The organism is Rhizobium sp. 05L419, from assembly GCF_056397845.1.
The window spans coordinates 143,145-165,378 of the sequence record NZ_JBFTOF010000005.1 but is presented as its reverse complement, the minus strand read 5'-3'; the positions used below and the strand labels follow the sequence as shown (position 1 = coordinate 165,378).

The 22,234-nt window shown below is 61.6% G+C and carries 22 protein-coding genes; 14 read left to right on the top strand and 8 right to left on the bottom strand.

All coding sequences use genetic code 11. From position 1 onward, the window contains the following. Positions 1-304 precede the first annotated feature (304 nt). From AC1DMK_RS08705 to AC1DMK_RS08650, 12 genes are all read left to right on the top strand, one after another. On the top strand, positions 305-634 hold the full coding sequence (locus AC1DMK_RS08705; RefSeq protein WP_080725717.1) for an STAS domain-containing protein: 330 nt from the start codon (positions 305-307) through the stop codon (positions 632-634). After that, positions 631-999, top strand: a complete 369-nt coding sequence (locus AC1DMK_RS08700; protein WP_037069355.1) for a response regulator — start codon at positions 631-633, stop codon at positions 997-999. The genes AC1DMK_RS08705 and AC1DMK_RS08700 overlap by 4 nt, the downstream gene beginning before the upstream one ends. Then, positions 996-3,050 carry a chemotaxis protein CheA gene (locus AC1DMK_RS08695; protein ID WP_477858384.1) on the top strand — a complete coding sequence of 685 codons (2,055 nt, stop codon included), beginning with the start codon at positions 996-998 and terminating at the stop codon, positions 3,048-3,050. Before AC1DMK_RS08700 ends, AC1DMK_RS08695 begins: the two co-directional genes overlap by 4 nt. After that, positions 3,047-3,550 carry a chemotaxis protein CheW gene (locus AC1DMK_RS08690; RefSeq protein ID WP_477858382.1) on the top strand — a complete coding sequence of 168 codons (504 nt, stop codon included), beginning with the start codon at positions 3,047-3,049 and terminating at the stop codon, positions 3,548-3,550. The genes AC1DMK_RS08695 and AC1DMK_RS08690 overlap by 4 nt, the downstream gene beginning before the upstream one ends. 28 nt (positions 3,551-3,578) lie before the next feature. Then, positions 3,579-5,273, top strand: coding sequence for a methyl-accepting chemotaxis protein (locus tag AC1DMK_RS08685; RefSeq protein WP_477858380.1), 1,695 nt, complete (start codon positions 3,579-3,581; stop codon positions 5,271-5,273). 216 nt (positions 5,274-5,489) lie between these two features. Then, positions 5,490-7,304 (top strand): methyl-accepting chemotaxis protein, encoded by a 1,815-nt coding sequence (locus tag AC1DMK_RS08680; protein ID WP_477858378.1) that lies wholly within the window; start codon positions 5,490-5,492, stop codon positions 7,302-7,304. A gap of 1 nt (position 7,305) precedes the next feature. Continuing rightward, a complete protein-coding gene (locus tag AC1DMK_RS08675; protein WP_037069340.1) occupies positions 7,306-7,782 on the top strand; it encodes a chemotaxis protein CheW in 477 nt (158 codons plus the stop codon). Positions 7,783-7,808: 26 nt separating this feature from the next. Continuing rightward, a complete protein-coding gene (locus AC1DMK_RS08670) occupies positions 7,809-8,663 on the top strand; it encodes a CheR family methyltransferase (RefSeq protein ID WP_477858376.1) in 855 nt (284 codons plus the stop codon). Positions 8,664-8,676: 13 nt separating this feature from the next. Beyond that, positions 8,677-9,771: a protein-glutamate methylesterase/protein-glutamine glutaminase gene (locus AC1DMK_RS08665; protein WP_477858374.1), complete on the top strand. Its 1,095-nt coding sequence runs from the start codon at positions 8,677-8,679 to the stop codon at positions 9,769-9,771. Between the two features lie 219 nt (positions 9,772-9,990). Further along, the gene (locus tag AC1DMK_RS08660; RefSeq protein WP_037069331.1) at positions 9,991-10,791 is read left to right on the top strand and encodes an inositol monophosphatase family protein; all 801 of its coding nucleotides are present in this window, start codon (positions 9,991-9,993) and stop codon (positions 10,789-10,791) included. 100 nt (positions 10,792-10,891) lie between these two features. Further along, a complete protein-coding gene (locus tag AC1DMK_RS08655; RefSeq protein WP_477858372.1) occupies positions 10,892-11,992 on the top strand; it encodes a flagellar motor protein MotA in 1,101 nt (366 codons plus the stop codon). Between the two features lie 3 nt (positions 11,993-11,995). After that, the gene (locus AC1DMK_RS08650; protein ID WP_037069324.1) at positions 11,996-13,027 is read left to right on the top strand and encodes a peptidoglycan -binding protein; all 1,032 of its coding nucleotides are present in this window, start codon (positions 11,996-11,998) and stop codon (positions 13,025-13,027) included. 132 nt (positions 13,028-13,159) lie between these two features. On the opposite strand, the gene AC1DMK_RS08645 is transcribed toward AC1DMK_RS08650, so the two are convergent. Then, complete coding sequence (locus AC1DMK_RS08645) at positions 13,160-13,348, bottom strand: YegP family protein (protein WP_477858370.1); 189 nt, start codon at positions 13,346-13,348, stop codon at positions 13,160-13,162. 172 nt (positions 13,349-13,520) lie between these two features. Next, complete coding sequence (locus tag AC1DMK_RS08640) at positions 13,521-15,323, bottom strand: ABC transporter transmembrane domain-containing protein (protein ID WP_477858368.1); 1,803 nt, start codon at positions 15,321-15,323, stop codon at positions 13,521-13,523. 190 nt (positions 15,324-15,513) lie between these two features. Between AC1DMK_RS08640 and rpmE the strand changes: the two genes are divergently transcribed. Continuing rightward, complete coding sequence (gene rpmE, locus AC1DMK_RS08635; RefSeq protein ID WP_477858366.1) at positions 15,514-15,735, top strand: 50S ribosomal protein L31; 222 nt, start codon at positions 15,514-15,516, stop codon at positions 15,733-15,735. A 155-nt stretch (positions 15,736-15,890) separates the two neighbouring features. On the opposite strand, the gene rcdA is transcribed toward rpmE, so the two are convergent. The 3 genes from rcdA to AC1DMK_RS08620 all read right to left on the bottom strand — a co-directional run bounded on the left by rcdA (position 15,891) and on the right by AC1DMK_RS08620 (position 18,282). Beyond that, a complete protein-coding gene (gene rcdA, locus AC1DMK_RS08630; RefSeq protein ID WP_037069316.1) occupies positions 15,891-16,406 on the bottom strand; it encodes a protease adaptor protein RcdA in 516 nt (171 codons plus the stop codon). Between the two features lie 379 nt (positions 16,407-16,785). Further along, positions 16,786-16,977, bottom strand: coding sequence for a DUF1192 domain-containing protein (locus tag AC1DMK_RS08625; protein WP_037069313.1), 192 nt, complete (start codon positions 16,975-16,977; stop codon positions 16,786-16,788). A 21-nt stretch (positions 16,978-16,998) separates the two neighbouring features. Next, positions 16,999-18,282, bottom strand: coding sequence for an MFS transporter (locus tag AC1DMK_RS08620; RefSeq protein ID WP_477858364.1), 1,284 nt, complete (start codon positions 18,280-18,282; stop codon positions 16,999-17,001). A gap of 174 nt (positions 18,283-18,456) precedes the next feature. On the opposite strand from AC1DMK_RS08620, the gene AC1DMK_RS08615 reads away from it, so the two are divergent. Further along, positions 18,457-18,621 carry a hypothetical protein gene (locus AC1DMK_RS08615; protein ID WP_477858362.1) on the top strand — a complete coding sequence of 55 codons (165 nt, stop codon included), beginning with the start codon at positions 18,457-18,459 and terminating at the stop codon, positions 18,619-18,621. A 93-nt stretch (positions 18,622-18,714) separates the two neighbouring features. On the opposite strand, the gene AC1DMK_RS08610 is transcribed toward AC1DMK_RS08615, so the two are convergent. The 3 genes from AC1DMK_RS08610 to AC1DMK_RS08600 all read right to left on the bottom strand — a co-directional run bounded on the left by AC1DMK_RS08610 (position 18,715) and on the right by AC1DMK_RS08600 (position 22,218). Beyond that, a complete protein-coding gene (locus AC1DMK_RS08610) occupies positions 18,715-19,632 on the bottom strand; it encodes a PhzF family phenazine biosynthesis protein (protein ID WP_477858360.1) in 918 nt (305 codons plus the stop codon). Positions 19,633-19,766: 134 nt separating this feature from the next. After that, entirely contained in the window at positions 19,767-20,792 is a 1,026-nt protein-coding gene (locus AC1DMK_RS08605) for a class I fructose-bisphosphate aldolase (protein ID WP_477858358.1), read from the bottom strand. 223 nt (positions 20,793-21,015) lie between these two features. Continuing rightward, positions 21,016-22,218: a phosphoglycerate kinase gene (locus tag AC1DMK_RS08600; protein WP_477858356.1), complete on the bottom strand. Its 1,203-nt coding sequence runs from the start codon at positions 22,216-22,218 to the stop codon at positions 21,016-21,018. Positions 22,219-22,234 lie beyond the last annotated feature (16 nt).

Here is a 22,234-nt window from a genome sequence, read left to right as displayed (position 1 = left end):
CTCTTTTTACGGGGGCCTTGGAAACGTCAGGTAAACGCGGACAGACTCGTCAACGTTGTGCTTAACGGAGCATGAAATTTCCGACCTCCTTCGCCGCGATATCACGGATACTGATACAAGATATTGTTTTTAAAAGCATTTATTGAAAAGGTGACGCCTCAATGCAACTTTTGCGGGGTAATAATTCAGGGAGTCCGAACTCGTCGCAATTGCATTTCTTTGCAACCAAACTTTACTCGCCGTTAAGCCTGTCGTGAGATTCCTCCTCAAGTCGAAAAGTATTTCTCCGTCCAAGGAGGTCGAGTTGAGCACCATTGCGCAGCATATCGAGTCTATTTCTCTCCCACATGTTCTGGGAATCAGGAATATCTCGGATTTACATTTAAGTATTGCCGAGTTTTTTCAAGATAGAAATTCCATTGTTCTTGAGTTTTCAGACCTGGCCGAGGCGGATCTGAGCTTTGTTCAGCTTGTTGAATCCGCCCGCCGCCATGCCGAGGTGCATAGCAAGGCGATCGCGCTTGCTTCTCCCGCCAAAGGGAACGTCCTGAAAATACTCGAGCGTGCGGGCTTCGTCGAAGCCTTCAACCGCGACGACGCAAAATTCTGGTTGCATAAAGAGGTGACGCTATGAGCGCAAATATTCTGACAGTCGATGACTCCGCAAGCATCCGACTGACCACGAAGGTCACGCTGACCAATGCCGGCTACGCTGTAACGGAAGCGGTCAACGGCGCTGATGGGTTGGCGACCGCCAAGTCGGCGCATTTCGATCTGATTGTCACCGATCTGAACATGCCCGTGATGGACGGGCTGACGATGATCGAGGAGCTGCGCAAGCTTCCGACCCACATGGGCGTGCCGATCATCTTCCTCACCACGGAATCCGATGCCGATCTCAAGGCCCGCGCCAAGGCCGCCGGCGCCACCGGCTGGCTGACCAAGCCCTTCGATCCGGAAAACCTCGTGAAGATCGTCAAGAAGGTGCTCGGCAGATGAGTTCACTCGACCCGGTAGCGGTCTTTCGCACGGAGGCTGCCGAATGCCTCGAGGCGATCGAGGCCGGCCTTCTTGACCTGACACACCAGCTTGACGACAAGGATCTGGTCGACGCGGTTTTCCGCGGCCTGCACACGCTGAAAGGGTCGGGCTCGATGTTCGGGTTCGACGCGTTGGCCGCCTTCACCCACCATTGCGAAACCGCCTTCGATCGTGTCCGCAAGGGCGAAGTGCCGGCGACGGCCGAACTCGTCGCCGCCGTTCTCGCCGCCCAGGACCATATGCGTGCGCTCGTCGACCAGCCGGACGCCGACCATGGTGATACCGGACGGAAGCTCCTGGCGCAGCTGCAGGCGGCGGTGGGCGACAAGGGTGCCGCGAGCGGTGCTGTAGCCGCTGCCGCTTCGCCTGCTCCCTCAGCACCTGCAAAGACGACGACGACCTGGCGCATCCTTTTCAGCCTGCCCTCGAACGCGATGGCGAACGGCACCAATCCGCTCGGTCTTCTCGACGAGTTGCGTGATCTCGGCGCTTGCACCATACGCGCAAATACCGCTGCCATTCCGCCGCTCGAAGACCTTGCGCCGACGGAGCTCTATGTTTCGTGGGAGGTCGTGCTGACCAGCGAACAGGACCGTTCGGCGATCGACGATGTCTTCATTTTCGTCATGGACGATATGGAACTGGACGTTCAGGAAATCGCGGCGGCAAGCGCTACGGAGGCAAAGCCGGCACCGGTGGCTCCGGCTGACATGACAGCTCTGCCGGCGGTGGCGGCCGTTCGACCGCCAGCGTTCGTGCCGGAATTCAAGCCGGTGGAGGCGGTGCCTGCGAAGCGTGAAGCGGCGGCTGCCGCTGACCATCGGCAGGCAAAGGCGGCCGAAAACGTTCGCGTTCCGGCCGAGCGCCTCGACGAGCTCATGGATCGCGTCGGAGAGCTGGTTATCGCGCAGTCGCGCCTCAGCCAGCTTGCGAGCGCTAGCACCGATATCGCGCTTCGCTCGGTCTCCGAAGAGATCGAGCGCCTGTCCGGCGAGCTGCGCGACACGATGATGGTGCTGCGCATGGTGCCGGTCGCCACGCTCTTTTCGCGCTTCCGCCGGCTCGTGCACGATCTCGCCCGCGAGACCGGCAAGGTCATCGAGCTCGTGACGGAAGGCGAAAGCACCGAGGTGGACAAGACGGTCATCGAACGGCTCGCCGATCCGCTGGTGCATCTGGTGCGCAATTCCATCGACCACGGTCTGGAAACGCCGCAGGACCGGCTTGCAGCAGGCAAGACGGAGGCCGGCACCGTGACGCTTTCAGCCCGTCAGGCCGGTGGCGAGGTCATCATCTCGATCAAGGACGACGGTCGCGGCATCAATCGCGAACGGGTCCGCGCCAAGGCGGAATCGTCGGGTCTCATTTCGCCCGGCCAGCCGCTTTCCGACCCCGAGTTGCTGCAGCTGATCTTTGCGCCGGGCTTCTCGACGGCGGCGGCGATCACCAACCTGTCAGGCCGTGGTGTCGGGATGGACGTGGTCAAGAAAACCGTCGAGGCGCTTCGCGGCACGATCGATATGGAAAGCGTGCCGGGGCAGGGATCAGAAGTCTCGCTGCGCATCCCGTTGACGCTTGCCATCATCGACGGTCTCCTCGTGCGGGTCGGTTCGGGTCGCTACGTCATTCCGCTGTCTGCGGTCGAAGAGTGCCTTGAACTGTCGTTGGAAGAGGACCTGCGCTCGCGCGGACGCAGTTTCATATCGCTGCGCGACAGCCTCGTTCCTTTCCTGCGGCTTCGCGATCTCTTCCGCACCGGTACCAAGCCGGATGTGCACCAGAAGGTCGTGGTCATTTCGACGGGCACCGAACGCGTCGGCCTCGTCGTCGACCAGATCATCGGCGACCACCAGACGGTCATCAAGTCGATGTCGAAGCTGCACAACGACGTGGCGACCTTCTCGGGCGCCACCATTCTGGGCGACGGCGGCGTCGCTCTCATTCTTGACGTCGGACACCTCGTGGCCGCCGGTCAGCAACAAGAGGCGCAGATGCGGGTGGCAGGATGAGCGCGGCAGCAGACAAGATCGATCATCATTGGAACTACGCCGACGAAGTCGAGGTTCTGACCTTCGACATGAACGGCGAAACCTTCGCGCTCGAAGCCGTCATCGTCCAGGAAATCCTGGATCTGTTGCCGGAAACCGCAGTGCCCGGAGCACAGGCCTTCGTTGCCAGCGTCATCAATTTTCGCGGCAAGGTCATCCCGCTCGCCGATCTCCGCCTTGCCTTCGGCATGGAGGGGACGGAAGCCACGATCGACAGCCGGATCATCGTGATCGAGGTCGATCTCGGCGGCGAGGCGACGCTTGTCGGGCTTCGCACCGACAAGGTCAACGAAGTGACGACGCTGGCCAAGGCTGCCAGCGAGGCGCCACCGAGCGTCGGCATGCGATGGCGCGCGGATTATATCAACTGCCTGGTGAAGCGCGGAGGCGAGTTCATCATCCTCCCCAACCTGCAGGCAATCTTTTCATCGCGTCACGACACATCGGGAGCGGCCAACTAGGCATATTTTCATCCAAGGGGTTTTTAAGATGCAATTGACGATCAAGACAAAGCTGGTGACGGCGTTTACCTTCATAATACTCATGCTTGTGGGCACTGCAGCCTACGGCATTCTTAGCCTGGGCAAGATCAACGACACGCTCGGTGCGTTGCTCGAAGGACCCGTCGAGCGTCTGGAACTCACCCAGGCTGTCAATATTGCCGAGCTGGAGATCATTCGCCAGCAGAAGAACCTGGTCGCGGCCAGGGACGGAAAGGAAACGAACAGCGCTATCGAAAACGGCGATGTTGCGCGCGCAGAGCTGGCGACGGCCCTGACGTCGATCATCGCGAGCGCGGAAGCGGAAGATCGTGCCCACTGGGTCGAGATCGAAGCGACTTCCAAGAAGTTCGTCGCCGCCGACGAGCAGATCCGGCAGCGGCTGCAAGCCGGTGACCGCGATGGCGCGACGGCTGTCTCGGTCGGCGATGCCCGCCAGCTTGCGCACGAGTTGGATGGCGAACTCGAAAAGATGCTTGTCGTCGAGAAGGACAAGATGAAAGAAGCCGACGATGGCGCCGATCATCAATACGCATCGACGCGTCTCACGCTGACCGTGGCTGCCGTCATCGCAACGCTCATCGCCGCCATCACCGCCTTCTGGATTGCCAGCACGATCTCCAGGGGCCTTCGCCGCGCCAACAGCGTGGTCCGCGAGGTGGCTGAAGGAGACCTGACAAAGACAGCCGAAATTGCCAACCGCGACGAAATCGGCGAACTGCTTGGCAACGTCAACCTCATGATCGAGCGCCTTCGCGGCGTGGTGGGCGATGCGCTGTCGGCCTCCGAGAATGTCTCGGCCGGCAGCCAGGAACTCTCTGCCAGCTCCGAACAGGTTTCCCAGGGCGCGACCGAACAGGCCGCTTCGGCTGAAGAGGCATCGGCGGCGATGGAAGAGATGGCGTCCAATATCAAGCAGAACGCCGACAATGCGGCGCAGACCGAGAAGATCGCCCGCCAGTCCGCCAAGGATGCGGAAGAGAGCGGCGCTGCCGTCACCCGCGCTGTCGATGCCATGCGCACGATTGCCGAAAAGATCGGCATCGTCCAGGAAATCGCCCGCCAGACCGACCTGCTCGCCCTGAACGCCGCTGTTGAGGCAGCGCGTGCCGGTGAACACGGCAAGGGGTTTGCGGTCGTCGCCTCCGAAGTGCGCAAGCTTGCCGAACGCAGCCAGTCGGCCGCCGCCGAGATCAGCGCCATGTCGAGTGACACGGTGAAGGCAGCAAGCAATGCCGGCGACATGCTCGGCCGCCTGGTGCCAGATATCCGCAAGACTGCCGAACTGGTCTCCGAGATCAGCGCCGCCTGCCGCGAGCAGGATATCGGTGCCTCGCAGATCAACGAGGCGATCCAGCAACTCGACAAGGTGACCCAGCAGAACGCCGGCGCATCGGAAGAGATGTCGGCGACGTCGGAAGAGCTTGCGGCACAGGCCGAGGAACTCCAGGCCTCCATCGCCTTCTTCAAGGTCGATGCGGCAGGCGCCAAGGCCGGCGTCAGAAAGCCTGCAGCGAAAGCCACCGCCAATGCCGCCGTGCGCCAGAAGGGTCCGGCGTTGGGCAGCAACAACCAGAACGCTCGCTCGGTCTCCGCCCAACAGGCACGCGTCAAGGGCTTTGCGCTCGATATGTCGATGGGCGGTCCCGATGCCGGCGACGACGATTTCCGCGAAAGCGCGTGATCAATGAAACAGCCGTGGCCAGGTGACTGGCCACGGTTCCGCAGATGCCAACGGATGTAGACGTTGGAAGCGTGGCTGGCACCGCCACCCGCTCACGCAAGAGTAGATGTACGGCTCTTTATCTCCATCACCCCCCACGGTCGTCGGGTGCGTTCAGCACCCGGACCTCCTATCGGGCAACTTTGCCCGAGTATTCCAAGTCTCTGGAGACTACCCATGCGTCTTACGATAAAGCTCAAACTGGCTTTGGTCTTCGCCGCCGTCATTCTGCTCAGCGGATCGATGGCTGGCCTGGCGATCTACAATCTGTCTTCCCTGAATTCCGCGATCACGAAAATGGTCGGTGAGCCGATCAAGGACCTGAAGACCGTGGTCGCGCTCAGCGAAATGTTCAACGGCACCGTTCGCGCGGAAAAGAACGCGATCCTCAACAGCGATCCCGCCGAGATCGCCGGCTTCGTGAAGTCGTTGCTCGACCGCCAGGACGGTATCAAGGACCTGACCACCAAGCTCGCAGCCTCGGCAGATCCTGATGTGCGCGCCCAAGCCGATCAGTTCAAGGCGCTGTACGACACCTATGAGCCGATCCAGAAGCGCATCGCCGATCTCGCGACGCAGAACACGACCGAGTCCAATGCCCAGGCGACGTCGCTCACGATGCGTGAAGGTCGCGACGTCATGAACAAGGCTCTCAAGGTCATGGAAGACATGACGGAAACGATTTCCGGCAACGTCAACGAGACCGATCAGGCAACCGACGCGCAATACGCCAATTCGCGGTTCATTCTGATTTCCATGACCGTCGTGCTGGTCCTGTTCTCGCTCGGTTGCGCGACCTGGATTTCCGTGAACATCTCGCGTGGCCTGAAGCGTGCGGTCAATCTTGCCGATGCCGTCAGCCTTGGCGATCTGGATCAGAGCATCGAACACAAGAGCAACGACGAAATCCGCGATCTCGTCAACTCGATGACCCGGATGACGGACAACCTTCGCGTGACCGCGGGCATTGCCAACCAGATCGCCAACGGCGACCTCACTGTGTCTCCGAAGCCGCTTTCGGACAAGGACACGCTCGGTATCGCTCTGGAGCAAATGGTGGAGCGGCTTCGCGGCGTCGTCGCCGACGCTATCTCTGCAGCAGAGAATGTCTCGGCCGGCAGCCAGGAACTCTCGGCCAGCTCCGAGCAGGTTTCCCAGGGTGCGACCGAACAGGCCGCTTCGGCTGAAGAGGCATCGGCCGCCATGGAAGAGATGGCGTCCAACATCAAGCAGAACGCCGACAATGCGGCGCAGACCGAGAAGATCGCCCGCCAGTCCGCCAAGGACGCCGAGGCAAGCGGCGACGCCGTTTCCCGCGCCGTCAACGCGATGCGCACGATTGCCGAAAAGATCGGCATCGTCCAGGAAATCGCCCGCCAGACCGACCTGCTCGCCCTGAACGCCGCTGTCGAGGCAGCGCGTGCCGGTGAACACGGCAAGGGGTTTGCGGTCGTCGCCTCCGAAGTGCGCAAGCTTGCCGAACGCAGCCAGTCGGCCGCCGCCGAGATCAGCGCCATGTCCAGCGATACCGTCAAGGCAGCCAGCGATGCCGGCGACATGCTCGGCCGCCTGGTGCCCGACATTCGCAAGACTGCCGAACTGGTCTCCGAGATCAGCGCCGCCTGCCGCGAGCAGGATATCGGTGCCTCGCAGATCAACGAGGCGATCCAGCAACTCGACAAGGTGACCCAGCAGAACGCCGGCGCATCGGAAGAGATGTCGGCGACATCGGAAGAGCTCGCAAGCCAGGCCGAAGAACTGCAGACCTCGATCGCCTTCTTCAAGGTCGATACGGCCGGCAACCGCCAGAGCCGCGCACCTGCCGCGCGCGTCAGCGTCCGTAGCTCGGCTTCGGCCGTAGCCCGCAAGCCGGTCGCCAAGGCACCTGCCAATAGTGTTTCGGCTCAGCAGGCGCGCGCCAAGGGCTTCGCACTCGATCTGTCCATGGGCGGCCCGGATGACGGGGATGCCGATTTCAAGGAAAGCGCATAAGATGGCAACGGCACCCCTGGAAGCGCAGTTCGTGACCTTCAGTCTCGGCGATGAGATATTCGCCGTGCCGGTGGAGGTGGTGCGGGAAATCCTGGACTATGCGGAAGCCTTCAAGATTCCGAATGGTCCTGACTATCTCCTTGGCCTTCGCGACGTGCGCGGCCAGGGCGTGCCGACCATCGATCTCAGGCTGAAGCTCGGCATGTCGAAGACGGTTCCGACGCCGCATACGCGGGTCCTGGTCCTCGATGTTCCGATGGAGAGCCGTTTGCTCACCCTCGGTCTCGTTGCCGACCGCGTCTTCGAGGTCACGCCCTTCCGGCATGACCAGATCGAGGCGGCGCCCGATATCGGCGTGCGCTGGCGGTCCGACTACATTGCCGGCGTCGTGCGCCGGGACGGCGGCTTCGTCGTTATCGTCGATCTCGCGCGGCTTTTGTCGCGCGAGGACGCCTCGGCCCTGCAATCGGCCGCCTGAGCAGACCAGCTGGAGTATCGCTATCAATGAGTATGGCAGCAGTGGAAACCCAATTTGTCGGCGACAGGATCAGCAAGCGCAATTTCGATAAGCTTGCCCGGTTCATCTACGACTACAGCGGCATCAAGATGCCGCCGACGAAACTGACGATGCTGGAGGGCAGGCTTCGCCGCCGCCTGCGGGCGACGAACCATGCCACCTTCGACGATTATTGCGACTTCCTGTTTCATGACGACGGGCTCGAGCATGAGACGGTCTATCTGATCGACGCGGTGACGACGAACAAGACCGATTTCTTCCGGGAGGCGCGGCATTTCGAGTATATGCAGCAGGTAGCGCTGCCCGCGCTGGCGGGGAATGGCATCCGCACGATCCGCACCTGGAGTTCGGCGTGCTCGACCGGGGCCGAGCCCTATACGATGGCGATGGTGCTCGAGGAGTTTTGCGGAGGGCGGCGCGACCTCAACTACAGCATCCTGGCAACCGATCTCAGCACCGACGTGCTGAATGCGGCGCGACTCGGGATCTACGCAGAAGACATGGTCCACCCGGTCCCGCGCGATCTGCAGCGGAAGTATGTGATGGTCGCCAAGCAGCCGGGCCGCCGGGACGTGCGGATATCGGCGGCACTCAGGGCAAAGGTCGGCTTTGCACGCATGAACCTGATGGACGACAGCTATCTTGTGGGCGAGGCGATGCACATCATCTTCTGCCGCAATGTACTGATCTATTTCGACAAGCCGACGCAAGCGGCTGTGCTGAAGCGGCTGTGTGATCGCCTCACTCTCGGAGGCTACATGTTCATCGGTCATTCCGAGTCCATTGCCGGGATCGATTTGCCTCTGAAGCAGGCCTCAAACACTGTTTTTCAGCGCGTTTAGGTAGAGGTCGCCAATGGGCAAGAAAATTCGCGTGCTCGTCATCGACGATTCCGCAAGCGTTCGCCAGACGCTCGTCCGGGTGCTCCAGGAAGACCCGGATATCGAGGTCATGGGGGTCGCGACCGATCCCTTCATGGCGGCGAAGAAGATCCAGGAGGAAATACCCGACGTCATCACGCTCGATGTCGAGATGCCCCGCATGGACGGCATCACCTTCCTGCGCAAGCTGATGCTGCAGCGTCCGATCCCCGTCGTCATGTGCTCGTCGCTGACCGAGGCCGGTTCGGAGACATTGCTGCAGGCGCTTGAGGCCGGTGCCGTCGACGTGATCCTGAAATCGAAGATCGGGGCGGCCGACAGTCTCTCCGATGACGCCGTGCGCATCAGAGAGGTGGTCAAGAGCGCCTCGCATGCGCGCCTTGGCAACACCAGGCGCTCGGCGAGCAGCCTTCGTCCGGGAAAGGACGCGCCGCCGCAGAAGCTGACGGCGGATGCCATGCTGCCGCCACCGACCGGCCGCGCCATGGCGAAGACGACGGAAATGATCGTCTGCGTCGGTGCTTCGACAGGCGGGACAGAGGCGCTGCGCGAATTTCTGGAGGCGCTACCTGCCAATGCCCCGGGCATCGTCATCGTCCAGCACATGCCGGAGAAATTCACGGCTGCCTTCGCCAAGCGGCTGAACAGTCTTTGTGCGGTTGAAGTGAAGGAAGCGGTGGACGGCGATCCGGTGCTGCGCGGCCATGTTCTGATCGCACCGGGCGATAGGCACATGCTCCTGGAGCGGCGGGGCGCGCGCTATCATGTCTCGGTCAAGACCGGGCCGCTCGTTTCGCGCCACAGGCCGTCCGTCGACGTGCTCTTTCGTTCGGCCGCTCGTGCAGCAGGGTCGAATGCCATGGGGATCATCATGACCGGCATGGGCGACGATGGCGCCAAGGGCATGCTGGAAATGCATCAGGCCGGCGCCTACACGGTGGCGCAGGACGAGGCGACATCGATCGTCTTCGGCATGCCGAAGGAGGCGATCGCCAAGGGGGGCGTCGATCGCATTCTGCCTCTCGACCAAATCGCGCGCGAGGTTTTGATAACCCAGCAGAAATTCTAGGCTGCAGTCTGGCCAGGGTGCCTGAATCGCCTGTTTGCGGTCGTGACACGAGCGCGTTTGTCACAGCCTTCTCCCCGACCTGCGGCAGCGCACTTGAAATTTCCCTGATTTTGTGGTCTTGAAGCCGCCAATCTTTATAGAGCGCTGCCTTCCTCGGCGATCAGGGACCTTCCCCGCCCTGACAGCGCATTCGTTTACCGTTCAAGGAAAAGTGCCCACATGGCCCGTTCAGCTCTTCTCAATGTCATGGTTCAGGCTGCCATCAAGGCAGGAAAATCACTGGGGCGTGATTTCGGCGAAGTGCAGAACCTGCAGGTTTCCGTCAAGGGACCGGGCGATTTCGTCTCCAATGCCGACCGCAAGGCGGAGAAGATCGTCAAGGACGAGCTTCTCAAGTCGCGCCCGACCTATGGCTTCCTCGGCGAGGAAGGCGAAGAGATCAAGGGCACGGACGGTGCGCATCGCTGGATCGTCGATCCGCTCGACGGCACGACAAACTTCCTGCACGGCATTCCGCAGTTTGCCGTCTCGATCGCGCTTGAGCGAAACAACGAGATCGTTGCGGGCGTCATCTTCAATCCGGCGACCGACGAACTCTACACCGCCGAGCGCGGCGGCGGCGCCTTCCTCAACGACCGCCGCCTTCGCGTCGGTGCGCGCCGCGTGCTTTCAGATTGCGTGGTCGCCTGCGGCGTGCCGCATCTGGGGCGCGGCAATCACGGCAAGTTCCTCGTCGAGCTTCGCCACGTCATGGGCGAGGTGGCGGGTATCCGCCGCATGGGCGCGGCTTCTCTGGACCTCGCCTATGTCGCTGCCGGCCGGTTCGACGGCTACTGGGAGACGGGGCTTTCGGCCTGGGATATCGCTGCCGGCATTCTGCTGATCCGTGAAGCCGGCGGCTATGTGTCCGATTGGGATGGCGGCACCTCCATCCTGGAAACCGGCGGCGTCGTTGCCGGTAACGAGCACATCCAGAAGGCATTGCTGGACGTAGCCAAACGCCCGGTCCCCAGCCGCTAAATCGCTGTTGTAAAGACACGGTTTTCCGTTCCACGTACTTCAATTCGGCACAATGATGCTCTAGTCTTCGGTGGCGATGAAGCCGGAGGCTGCGGAATCTATGGAAAACGTGAATGTGGCGGAGTTCGGCTCGACCGAAAAAACCACGGGCAACTACAGTTACAAACTCTCCAGTCCGATGCCGTTCCTGTGGACGATGGTCATGTTCCTGGTCATCGTCGGGTTTATCGCCGCGATCCTGTTCCGGCAGGCACAGACCGCATTCATGCACAATCCGGGCCTCAACGGCCTGATTGTCGGCGTGCTCGGCGTCGGTATCATCCTCGTCTTCACGCATGTGCTGGCGCTTCGCCCCGAAGTGCGCTGGTTCAATTCGTTTCGCGCTGCAGGCAACGCCGACAAGGTGAGCCGCGATCCCAAGCTGCTGGCGCCGATGCGCACGCTGCTCGGCAGCCGCAAGGCTTCGGCCGGGCTTTCGACCGCGGCGTTCCGGTCCATTCTTGATTCGATCGCCAACCGCCTCGATGAATCACGCGATGTCTCGCGCTACCTCATCGGGCTCCTGGTGTTCCTTGGCCTGCTCGGCACCTTTTGGGGTCTGATCGGTACGATCAGCTCGATCAGCAGCGTCATTCAGTCGCTCGATGCCGGTACCAATGGCTCTTCCGATGTGCTCAGCGCGCTGAAGGAAGGGCTGTCGACGCCTCTTTCGGGCATGGGACAGGCATTCTCGTCCTCGCTGCTCGGCCTTTCCGGCTCGCTTATTCTTGGCTTCCTGGACCTGCAGGCCGGCCGCGCCCAGAACCGCTTCTACGTCGAATTGGAAAACTGGCTCTCGTCGGTAACCGATCTCGGGTCCGATACGGCCGTTCCGGTAATCGGCTCAGCCTCCGGCATTTCCCCTGAAGAAATCCGCGCACTCTCCGACTATCTGCGCAAGTCCGCCGAGGACGGCGGCGCCGGCAGCCAGCGGTCCGTCGCGGCCATGGCAAACCTGGCCGAAGGCATTCAGGGCCTGGTCAAGAACATGCGCAACGAGCAGCAGATGCTGCGCGACTGGATCGAAGCGCAACAGGACGAGGCCAAGGCGATGCGGCGCACGCTCGACAGGCTTGCCGAGCGGGTCGGATCGCAAGAACGGCAAGCGTCGGCCGAACGCAGCCAACGCATGCCGCAGACCGAGAAGAGCGAGGGCAAGTAAGCCATGGCACTTGGCCGCAAGCGTGGCCGCGAACGCGCGGTAGACTATTGGCCGGGATTCGTCGACGCGCTGTCGACGCTCCTGATCGCCGTCATGTTCCTGCTCACGGTCTTCGTCGTCGGGCAGTTCATCCTCAGCCGCGAGATTACCGGACGCGACGAGGTGTTGACGCGGCTGAACAGCCAGATCAACGAGCTGACGCAGCTGCTCGCGCTCGAGAAGGGAAGCAAGCAGGACCTTGAAGATAGCGTCGCCAACCTGCAGGCGTCGCTGGCGTCCGCCGAGAGCGAACGCTCCCGCCTGCAGTCGCTGCTTTCAGCTGGATCGGGAGGCCAGGATCTGGCGCAGCAACGGGTCGGCAGCCTGACGAAGGAGCTCGACGAGCAAAAACAGACGAGCGAAAGGGCGATGAGCCAGGTCGAACTGCTGAACCAGCAGATTGCCGCCCTGCGCAGCCAGATTGCCGCGATCGAAGTCGCTCTCCAGGCCTCAGAGCAGAAGGACCAGACGTCGCAGACGAAGATCGCCGATCTCGGTCGCCGGCTCAATGTCGCGCTGGCGCAGCGGGTGCAGGAGCTGAACCGCTATCGCTCCGACTTCTTCGGGCGGCTGCGCGAGATCCTCTCCGACCGCGAGAACATTCGGATCGTCGGCGACCGCTTCGTCTTCCAGTCCGAAGTGCTCTTCCCGTCTGGCGGGGCAGATCTCAATCCGGACGGGCAGACAGAAATGGCGAAGCTCGCCGCCGCTCTTCTCGACGTGGCGAAGGAAATTCCGCCTGAAATCAACTGGGTCCTGCGCGTCGACGGCCATACCGACAACGTGCCGCTCGCCGGAACCGGGAAATTCTCCGACAACTGGCAGCTTTCATCGGCCCGCGCGATCTCGGTGGTGAAGTTCCTGATCGCCCAGGGCGTGCCTGCCGATCGCCTCGTGGCTGCCGGTTTTGGCGAGTTTCAGCCGATCGCACCGGGCGAGACGCCGGAAGCGCATGCAACGAATCGCCGCATCGAACTCAAGCTGACCGAGAAGTGATTGCACGCGCTATCCGCCGGCGATTTCGCAGCTTCCGGTTCGTGGGGTGATGTCGGCTGCGGGGAGGGCGCGGCGTGCTGTGCGAATGACCTCGATTGATGAGGCGGCGCTCCAGGCGCCGCCTGATGCTTTTCAGGAGGAAGCCTTGGTGGTGTCGTCGACCTCTGCGCCGGGAGAGTTCTTCTTGATGGATTCGATTGMGCTCAGAGCCGATGCCTTGGCCTTGTAGCCTTCGGAGCCGAACATCGTTTCGCCATTCGAGGCCTTGAAGCGGAACCGGAATTCGCCTGCCTTGTCCTTATACACTTCGAACTTATACATCGATTTTGTCTCCCGGAATCAGGATGTTGTTCAATCTGCAAGCGCAGCCTAAAACAAAAAACACAACTATTCCATCGGGATATTTAGGTCTTTTGCAACCCTGAAAGCCGTGGTTCGGCCGCCGCCAACGGCGATCCTTGCCGCTCGGGAAGACAATTGCAACGCGGCCGCACTATTTTGCGGCAGCGAGGAACTCTTCGGCTCCCGTCTCGAACTGCAGCTTTGCCAGCTTGGCATAGATTCCGCCATGGCGCACGAGGGTCTGGTGCGTGCCCTCTTCGACCACACGCCCCTCGTTCAGGACAAGGATACGGTCTGCCTTCAATACCGTTGCCAGGCGATGGGCGATGATAAGGGTGGTGCGTCCTTCCATCAGGCCGTCGAGCGCTCTTTGTACAAGCGTCTCGCTCTCGGCATCGAGCGCCGAGGTTGCCTCGTCGAGAAGCAGGAGCGGGGCGTCTTTCAAGATGGCGCGGGCAATCGCGATGCGCTGACGCTGACCGCCGGAAAGCGTGATGCCACGCTCGCCGACCTCGGTGTTGTAGCCGTTCTCCAACCTCGCGATGAATTCGTCGGCCTGGGCCGCAATGGCTGCTGCCCGCACCGCCTCCTTGCTGGCATCGGGGCGGCCGAAGGCGATATTCTCATGGATCGAGGCGGCAAAGATCGTGACGTCCTGGGGGACGATCGCCATGCGTTGGCGCAGCGCGTCGGGATCGACCGTGCGGGCATCGACGCCGTCGATCAGGACGGCGCCCTGCTGCGGGTCGTAGAAACGGAGCAGCAGCGAAAACACGGTGGTTTTCCCGGCGCCCGAAGCGCCGACGATCGCAACGGTTTCGCCGGGCGCGATGCGGAAGTTCAAGCCGTGAAGTGCCGACCTGCCGGGGCGCGACGGATAGGCGAAGTGGACATCGGAGAACTCCACCCGACCAAGGGCGGGATCCGGCAGCGTTGCCGGATTTGTCGGCGCGCGGATAGGGGATACCTCGTCCAGCAGTTCTGTCAGGCGGTCGGCGGCACCGGCTGCCTGCGAAAATTCTCCCCAGACTTCGGAGAGGGCGCCAAGCGAACCCGCCGCGATGACGGAATAGAGCAGAAACTGCCCAAGCGTGCCCGGGGAAAGCGTACCGGCAAGAACATTGTGGGCGCCGACCCAGAGGACGGCGACGACGCTGCCGAAAATCAGGGTGATGGCAATCCCCGTCAAAAGGGATCGCGAGCGAATGGCCGCGCGCGCGGCATCGTAAGCCGTTTCGACGGCGGCTCCGTAGCGCCCCGCTGCCGCGGCCTCGCCGCCGAAGGCCTGCACCGTACGTGTCGCCGATATGGTCTCGTTGGCGAAGGCGGACGCGTCTGCGAGCGTGTCCTGCGCGGCACGGGAGCGCTTGCGCACGGAACGGCCGAACCCGACGAGCGGGAAGACGATCAATGGAATTGCGCCGAGCACCAGGCTGGAGAGCTTGGGCGAGGTGACGATCATCATGCCCATGGCGCCGAAGCACAGGATCAGGTTGCGGAGCGCAACCGACGCGGTGGCCCCGACCGCGGACTTGATCTGTGTCGTATCCGCCGTCAGGCGGGAAACGATTTCGCCCGACTGGTTGACGTCGAAGAAGGAGGGAGACAGACGCGTGACATGGGCGAAGACATCGCGGCGGAGGTCCGAGACGATGCGCTCGCCGAGCGTGATGACGAAGTAGTAGCGGAGCGCGCTGGCGACAGCCAGCACCACTGCCACTACCATCAGCATGAGGAAGTAGCTGTTGATGAAGCGGCCGTCCGCCTGGGTGAAGCCGTGGTCGATCATGCGGCGGACGGCAAGCGGCAAGGTGAGTGACGTGACGGCGGCAAGAGTCAGCGAGAAGAGGGCGCCGGCGACCATGCCCCGGTAGCGCATGACGTAGGGCGCCAACCTGCCGAGCGGCGTCAGAGAACGCGACTTCTTCTCCCCGGTTTGCACTGCGTCTGTCAATTCATCTCCGATCGCCTTCAACACCGCGCAACACGGTTGATGGCTCTTGTTATCCCAGTGGCCTTCATGTATAGGCACCGCATCCTAATGGGAAGCCGTAGCCTTAAACGCCTGCGGCTTCATTTATTCAATCGGTCCTCTTGTCGCAACGTGATGCGTCAAATTGGACGTTCGTGGCAGGAAGATTGTTATGAAGGCACAGATTCATCCCGACTATCACACGATCAAGGTGGTCATGACCGACGGCACCGAGTACGAGACCCGCTCGACCTGGGGCGCTGAAGGCGCCGTCATGAACCTCGAAATCGACTCCAAGTCGCACCCGGCTTGGACGGGCGGCAACCAGCAGCTCATGGACCGCGGTGGCCGCGTTTCCAAGTTCAACAAGCGTTTCGGCGGCCTCGGCCTCTGATCGCTGCCGGCTGGCAGAATTTCAAAGAGCTCCGCTTCGGCGGGGCTTTTTTTGTTTGTGCCGACGGTGCTCAGGCGCTGCATTTTGTGTGCCAGACAACAAAAAACCGGCTGCGCGGGGCGCAGCCGGTTCTGAACATACCAAATTCCGGGCGATTAGTTGTTGCCGAAAGCCGTCTGCAGCAGGCTCAACTGGGCCTGAACGCTGTTCTGGTTGTCAGGCACGATCGGTGCCTCGTTCGGGCGGTAGATTTCGCGGTCGAGCAGGGCGACGCGGTTTTGAAGGCGCAGCGAGCGCTCGATCAGGTCGCGGAACGATTCCGGCAGATCGCCCCAGCCCGGAGCGTTGCGGTCGACGTTGAAGCCGTCGAGGCGAACCTTGTTCTTTTCCGCGAGCACCTGGTCGCGCGACATCTCGCCGTTGTTGACGGCACGCTGGAGCAGGAGCCACGAGGCCATCTGCATTAGGCGGGTGGTAAGGCGCATCGATTCGGCAGCGTAGAGAACAGACGCCATGCGCGGCAGCACCTTGGAGGCTGTGCGGCCATTGCCGTCGAGGTAGGCGGCGGTCTCTTCGACCAGCGACATTCCTTCCGAATACAGTGTCTTGAACTGCGAGGATGCGGCAGCGCGACCTGCAAAACTGATCGTATTCAATCCAAGCTCTGACATTTAAACAGTCCCTATTGCACGCATCTACTTATGGGCAGGTAATGCCGACCAAAGGCAGAAAGTTTCTCTAGTCGGTCTTTTATGCTTTTAAGATGGTAGCTTTAGCCCAATTGCGCAAGGCGTTTCTTAAGAAAGGGTTAACTTCCACAGTTTCATGGAACTAGTCCCCAACGCAGGCAAAAAAGAAGAGCCGCAAAAGCGGCTCTCAAGGTAAAACAGGGAGAAAAATCAGACCAATTCACCGCATGGGAAACTGTCTGAAATCCGGAGCAAGTCCGGATGAGTAGAGTAATACCTTATAAAGCTTAACGTCTCATTAAGTCTGTGCCGAATTAACACTTGCGCAGCCGCTATAATTCAATTCCGGCCAGTGGCGGGGTCAGGATCGGAACAGGTTTTCTGCTGCCAACCTTCCGGAGGCCTTTCTTGCCGCTTCGGCCTCGATGCGGGTAATTTCGGTTTTCAGGAGCTCGATCCTGGCTTTCAGCTCATCGACCGACATCATGGAAAGGTCCATGCCGATTTCGTGAGTCGGTTTCTTCTGGGGCCGGTCGTCATCGACTAGGGTCATGCGAAGTCCTCCATCCTTGCATCACTTGTACTTTAGCGCAGGATCGCCCGTTTCGGGAGCCTTGTTGGGGTTGCCGCGATCTGCCAGTGACATGCTTTCGGGCGTCAGCATTTGCGACGTCGCGGTCGGCAAGGTGGTGTATGCGTCACGATCGCCCGCCGGGATGGCGGCGCGCATGCGGCTGCGCATGATCGCGTACACTGTGATCAACACATGGGCGACGGCGGTCACGAGGAACAGCGCGTGCGGATTGACCATCGACATGACCGGGCCGCCGATCGTCGGCCCGATGATGGTGCCGATACCGTAGAGCAGCAGGAGGCCGCCGGAAACCTTCACGAAATCCTCGGAGGAGGCGTAGTCGTTCGCATGTGCGACGGCGATGGGGTAGAGCGTGTTGGCGACTGCGCCGTAGAGGATGACAAGCCCGATGATGAAGGTCGGCGACGACGGGTGCAGCACGGCGAGCAGCAGACCGGCAAAGGCGGCGACGGCTGACATGGCCGCCAGCACATAGCGACGGTCGATGCGGTCCGAGAGGCGGCCGGCGGGAAGCTGCATCAGGGCACCGGCAAAGATGGTGGAGCTCATCATGATGGCGATGCTGGTATCGGAGAGGCCGGCACCGGCGCCAAAGACCGCGCCCAGCGTGCCGTAGGCGCCGTTGGCGATACCGACCAGCAAGATACCGAGGCATGAAACCGGCGAGTTGCGATAGAGAGCGGGGAGATCGAGCTTGACCGCCTTCAGCGGCTGCGGCGAGGCTGCAGTCGACAGCGTCGTCGGCAGCATGGCGATGCAATAGAAGATGCCGCAGATCATGAAGAGAACGGGGGTGCGCACATCCTCCAGCGGTATCATCATCTGGCCGGCGACGACGCCGAAGAGGGTGATGGCGATGTAGAGCGAGAAGATCGCGCCGCGGCTTTCATTGGTGGCGCGTTCGTTCAGCCAGCTTTCGATGATCATCGAGGTGCCGGCAGTGGCAAAGCCGGTGACGGCGCGCAGCAGCACCCACCAGACCGGGTGAATGACGATGCCGCTGACGAGCGCGATGATGGCTATGATGGCGATGAACCCGGAAAACGCACGCACATGGCCGACGCGTCGCACCATTTTCGGCGCTACCAGGCAGCCGATGACGAAGCCTGCGGCCCACGAGGTGCCCAGCAGGCCGAGCGTCGTGGTCGCATACCCCTCGAGATTGCCGCGGACGGGAAGTAGAATGCCTTGCAGGCCGTTGCCCATGAAGAGGAAAAGTGTGCCAAAGAGCAGTGCGGCGACGGACAGCAAGTTTCTTTTCATTTTCCACAGACTCTGCGCATTGGTTGTCAAACGGACATATGGCGACGCAAGGTGTCGCCCAGTCTCAAGGTTGTTGATTGTGCCCCCGAATGCCTTTACGGCATGAATAAATGCAGTCGTTGCGCGAAATAATGTCGGTCCTGTGACATTAATAACAGTTGGAAAAATAAAGACATGACGAAGCTGATCGCGCTGCTGCTCATCCTGGCGATGGCAATCCACGTGATCAAACCGCTCGGGTTGCCCGGTCTGCGGCGGCGGGCGGATTTCTGGAAGATAGCCCTTATCGCGTTCGCGACCTGGGCGGTCGCACTGCTCGGTCGCGACCTGTTCGACTAGAGTATCCGCTTTGCGTCGAATCGCGAAAACGCTCTCTCTTTTTGTTTCTACGCAATTGCGAACGCAAAACCACTGCGCACTTTTGCTGGAATTCTAGTAGTCGATTTCGCCGCGCATGACAGGCATGCAGGCGCCGGAGATGGTCACATCGGTGACGATGCCGTCCAGTTTGACCACGTCGATCCCGATGACGCTGCGCCGGCCCATTTCCACGCCCTGCTCAATGGTCAGCGAGACGGTCATGTTCGCATCCGGCTCGAGCGACACGAGGTAGGCGCCGAGTGCGGCGGAGGCACTGCCGGTTGCCGGGTCCTCCGCAACATTGTCGAGCGGTGCGAACATGCGCGCGCGGATGTTCCAGGGATGATCGGGCGAGCGGACGTAGACGAACAGGGAGAAGTCGTGGCTGCCTTCCGGCGTGGGGCCGGCGGCTTCCTGGAAGCAGGCAAGGTTCGGTCGGGCAAGGGCGAGTGCCGGCAAATCTGCCAGCTCGGCGACGACAAAGCTCAGCCCGACAGAGGCAAGCACCGGCCGATGGGCCTTTGTGCTGATTGCCTTGGCGTCGATCGAAATGCAGCGGGCGACTGTTTCTGCCGTGATCGTCCGGCCGACAATGAGCGGCTTCGGCGCGCGTATCGTGGCAGACGCGACGCGATTGCCGTCACGCTTGAGGTCGACCTTGACCAGGCCGGCCTTTTCCTCGAAGCGCAAGCTGTCGCCTGCCGTCCGTCCAAAGACCTCGGACTGCTGAGCGAGTACATAAGCCGTTCCGACGTTCGGGTGACCGGCAAAAGGCACTTCCATGGTCGGGGTGAAGATGCGCACCCGAGCAGTGTTCTCGGGATCTTCCGGCGGCAGCACGAATGTCACTTCGGAATAGCCGAACTCGGCCGCGATCTTCTGCATGTCGGTATCGCTCAGGCCGCGCGCATCTGTCATCACGGCCAGCGGATTTCCCTCGAAGCGCGTGGCGGTGAAGACGTCGACGGTCGTGAAGGAAACAGTACTCATCGGGGGCTCCAGCCAAACATGCGATACGACTACTAGCCATGATTGGCTGGAGGCAGAAGTGCAAATTTGTCGCCGTGACAATGGAAAACCCGGCCGCTTGCTCGACCGGGTTCCCGAAATGCGGCGCGCTTGGTTTAAGCAGCCTTTTCGAGGTCTTTCTTCCAGCGACCCTTGGCGGCAAGGCTGTTCATCTCGGCACGATGGCTGAAGGCGCGCTGGCCGGCAGCAACGTTCTCCGGCTTGCCGCCCCAGGCCTTGAGGGCCGTGTCCTGCAGCGCGCGGCCATAGGAGAAGGTAACGGCCCAAGGCAGGTCATACCCGGAGTTGATGGCGGAGAGGTGTGCGGTCGCTTCCTCGGTGGACTGGCCGCCGGAGAGGAAGGCGATGCCGGGCACGGCCGACGGGACGGTACGCTTCAGCACTTGGACAGTGCGCTCGGCCACTTCTGATACCGATGCCTTGCGGGCGTTCTTGCCGTCGATGACCATGTTCGGCTTGAGGACGATGCCCTCCAGGCTGACGCGGGCGTCGGCCAGTTCTTCGAAGACGGTGCGGATCGTCCATTCGGTTACTTCGGCACAGCGGTCGATGTTGTGGTCGCCGGGCTTGCCGTCCATCAGGCATTCCGGCTCGACGATCGGGACGATGCCGGCTTGCTGGCACAGTGCCGCGTAACGGGCAAGCGCATGGGCATTGGCCCGCATCGAGCCCCAGGTTGGCAGAGAGGAGGAAATCGCGATCACACCGCGCCATTTGGCAAAGCGGGCGCCGGCTTCGTAGTACTTGGCCAAGCGGTCGGCAAGGCCGTCGAGGCCCTCGGTGATCGTCTCGCCGGGATAGTTGACCATCGGCTTTGCGCCGGTGTCGACCTTGATGCCGGGGATGCTGCCGGCGGCGCGGATGATGTCCACAAACGGGGTGCCGTCTGCGGCTTTCTGAAAGAGGGTTTCGTCGTAGAGGATGACGCCGGAGATGTATTCCTTCATCGCACTGTCTGAGCGCAAGAGCATTTCGCGGTAGTCGCGACGGCTTGTTTCCGTCGATTCCAGGCCGATCGTGTCGAACCGCTTGCCGATTGTGGCCGTCGATTCATCCGCTGCCAACAGCCCGCGGCCGCCCGTGACCATACGCAGTGCAATGTCTTCCAAACGTTCGCTCATATCGCTCTCTCCACAGCAAGAAAAATCTGTCAACTGGTGAATATAGGTCGGCGATAACAGAAGTTTATAGACGGGAAAACGGCAGGCAAAAAGACTGAAACGATTGAAATCTTTTCAATCGGTTGAAAGTCTGGGCGTTTGTTTTTTTCCTGAGCAAAAGACCGCGGACACTGGCGTGCCGCGGTCTATCTACATGGAAAATTTGTTGAATCGGCTTCTGGTTTTACTTCGCAGCGATTAGCACTGCGACGCCCGGAAGAACCTTGCCTTCCATCCACTCAAGGAAGGCGCCGCCTGCCGTCGATACGTAGCTGAAGTCGTCGGCAACGCCTGCGTGGTTCAGCGCCGAAACCGTGTCGCCGCCGCCGGCAACCGAGATGAGCTTGCCGGCCTTGGTGCGTTCGGCCGCATATTTTGCGGCAGCCACCGTCGCCTTGTCGAAGGGCTCGATCTCGAACGCGCCGAGCGGGCCGTTCCAGACCAGGGTGTTGGCGCGCTCGATCCAAGCCTTGATGGCCTCGATCGACTTGGGGCCGACGTCCAGAACCATGGCATCGCTCGGGATGGCGCCGATGGCGACTGTCTCGTTGGCAGCCCCTGCCTTGAACTCGCGAGCGATGATGCCGTCTTCCGGCAGGACGATGGCGCAGCCCGCTGTCGCGGCTTCGATCATGATCTGGCGGGCGGTATCGGCAAGGTCGTGCTCGCAGAGCGACTTGCCGACATCGGTGCCGCGGGCGGCGAGGAAGGTGTTGGCCATGCCGCCGCCGATCACCAGCGCGTCGACCTTCTTCACGAGGTTCATGAGCAGGTCGATCTTGGTCGAAACCTTCGCGCCGCCGACGATGGCGACGACGGGGCGGGTCGGATTGCCGAGGCCCTTCTCGAGCGCCTCGAGCTCGGCCTGCATGGTGCGGCCGGCATGGGCCGGGAGATGGTGCGCGAGCCCCTCTGTGGAGGCGTGCGCGCGGTGGGCAGCCGAGAAGGCGTCGTTGACGTAGATATCGCCGTTGGCGGCCAGCGCCTTGACGAATTCCGGATCGTTCTTTTCCTCGCCCTTGTGGAAGCGGGTGTTCTCCAGCAGCAGGATATCGCCGTTCGTCATTGCCGCGATCGCGGCCGCTGCAGCGTCGCCGATCGCGTCGCTGGCCGTCTGCACCGGGTGATCGAGCACCTCCTCGACGGAGGGGGCGATCAGCGACAGCGAGAGATCAGGCGAGGGGCCATCCTTCGGCCGGCCGAAGTGCGCGAGGAGAATGACCTTGGCGCCCTTTTGCGACAATTCGAGGATCGTCGGGGCAACGCGTTCGATGCGCGTAACATCGGTCACTTTGCCGTCTTTTACCGGGACGTTGAGGTCGACGCGGACGAGAACGCGCTTCCCGGCAATGTCGTTGAGGTCGTCGAGGGTCTTGAAGGAAGGCATGGAAGGATCCGTTCGT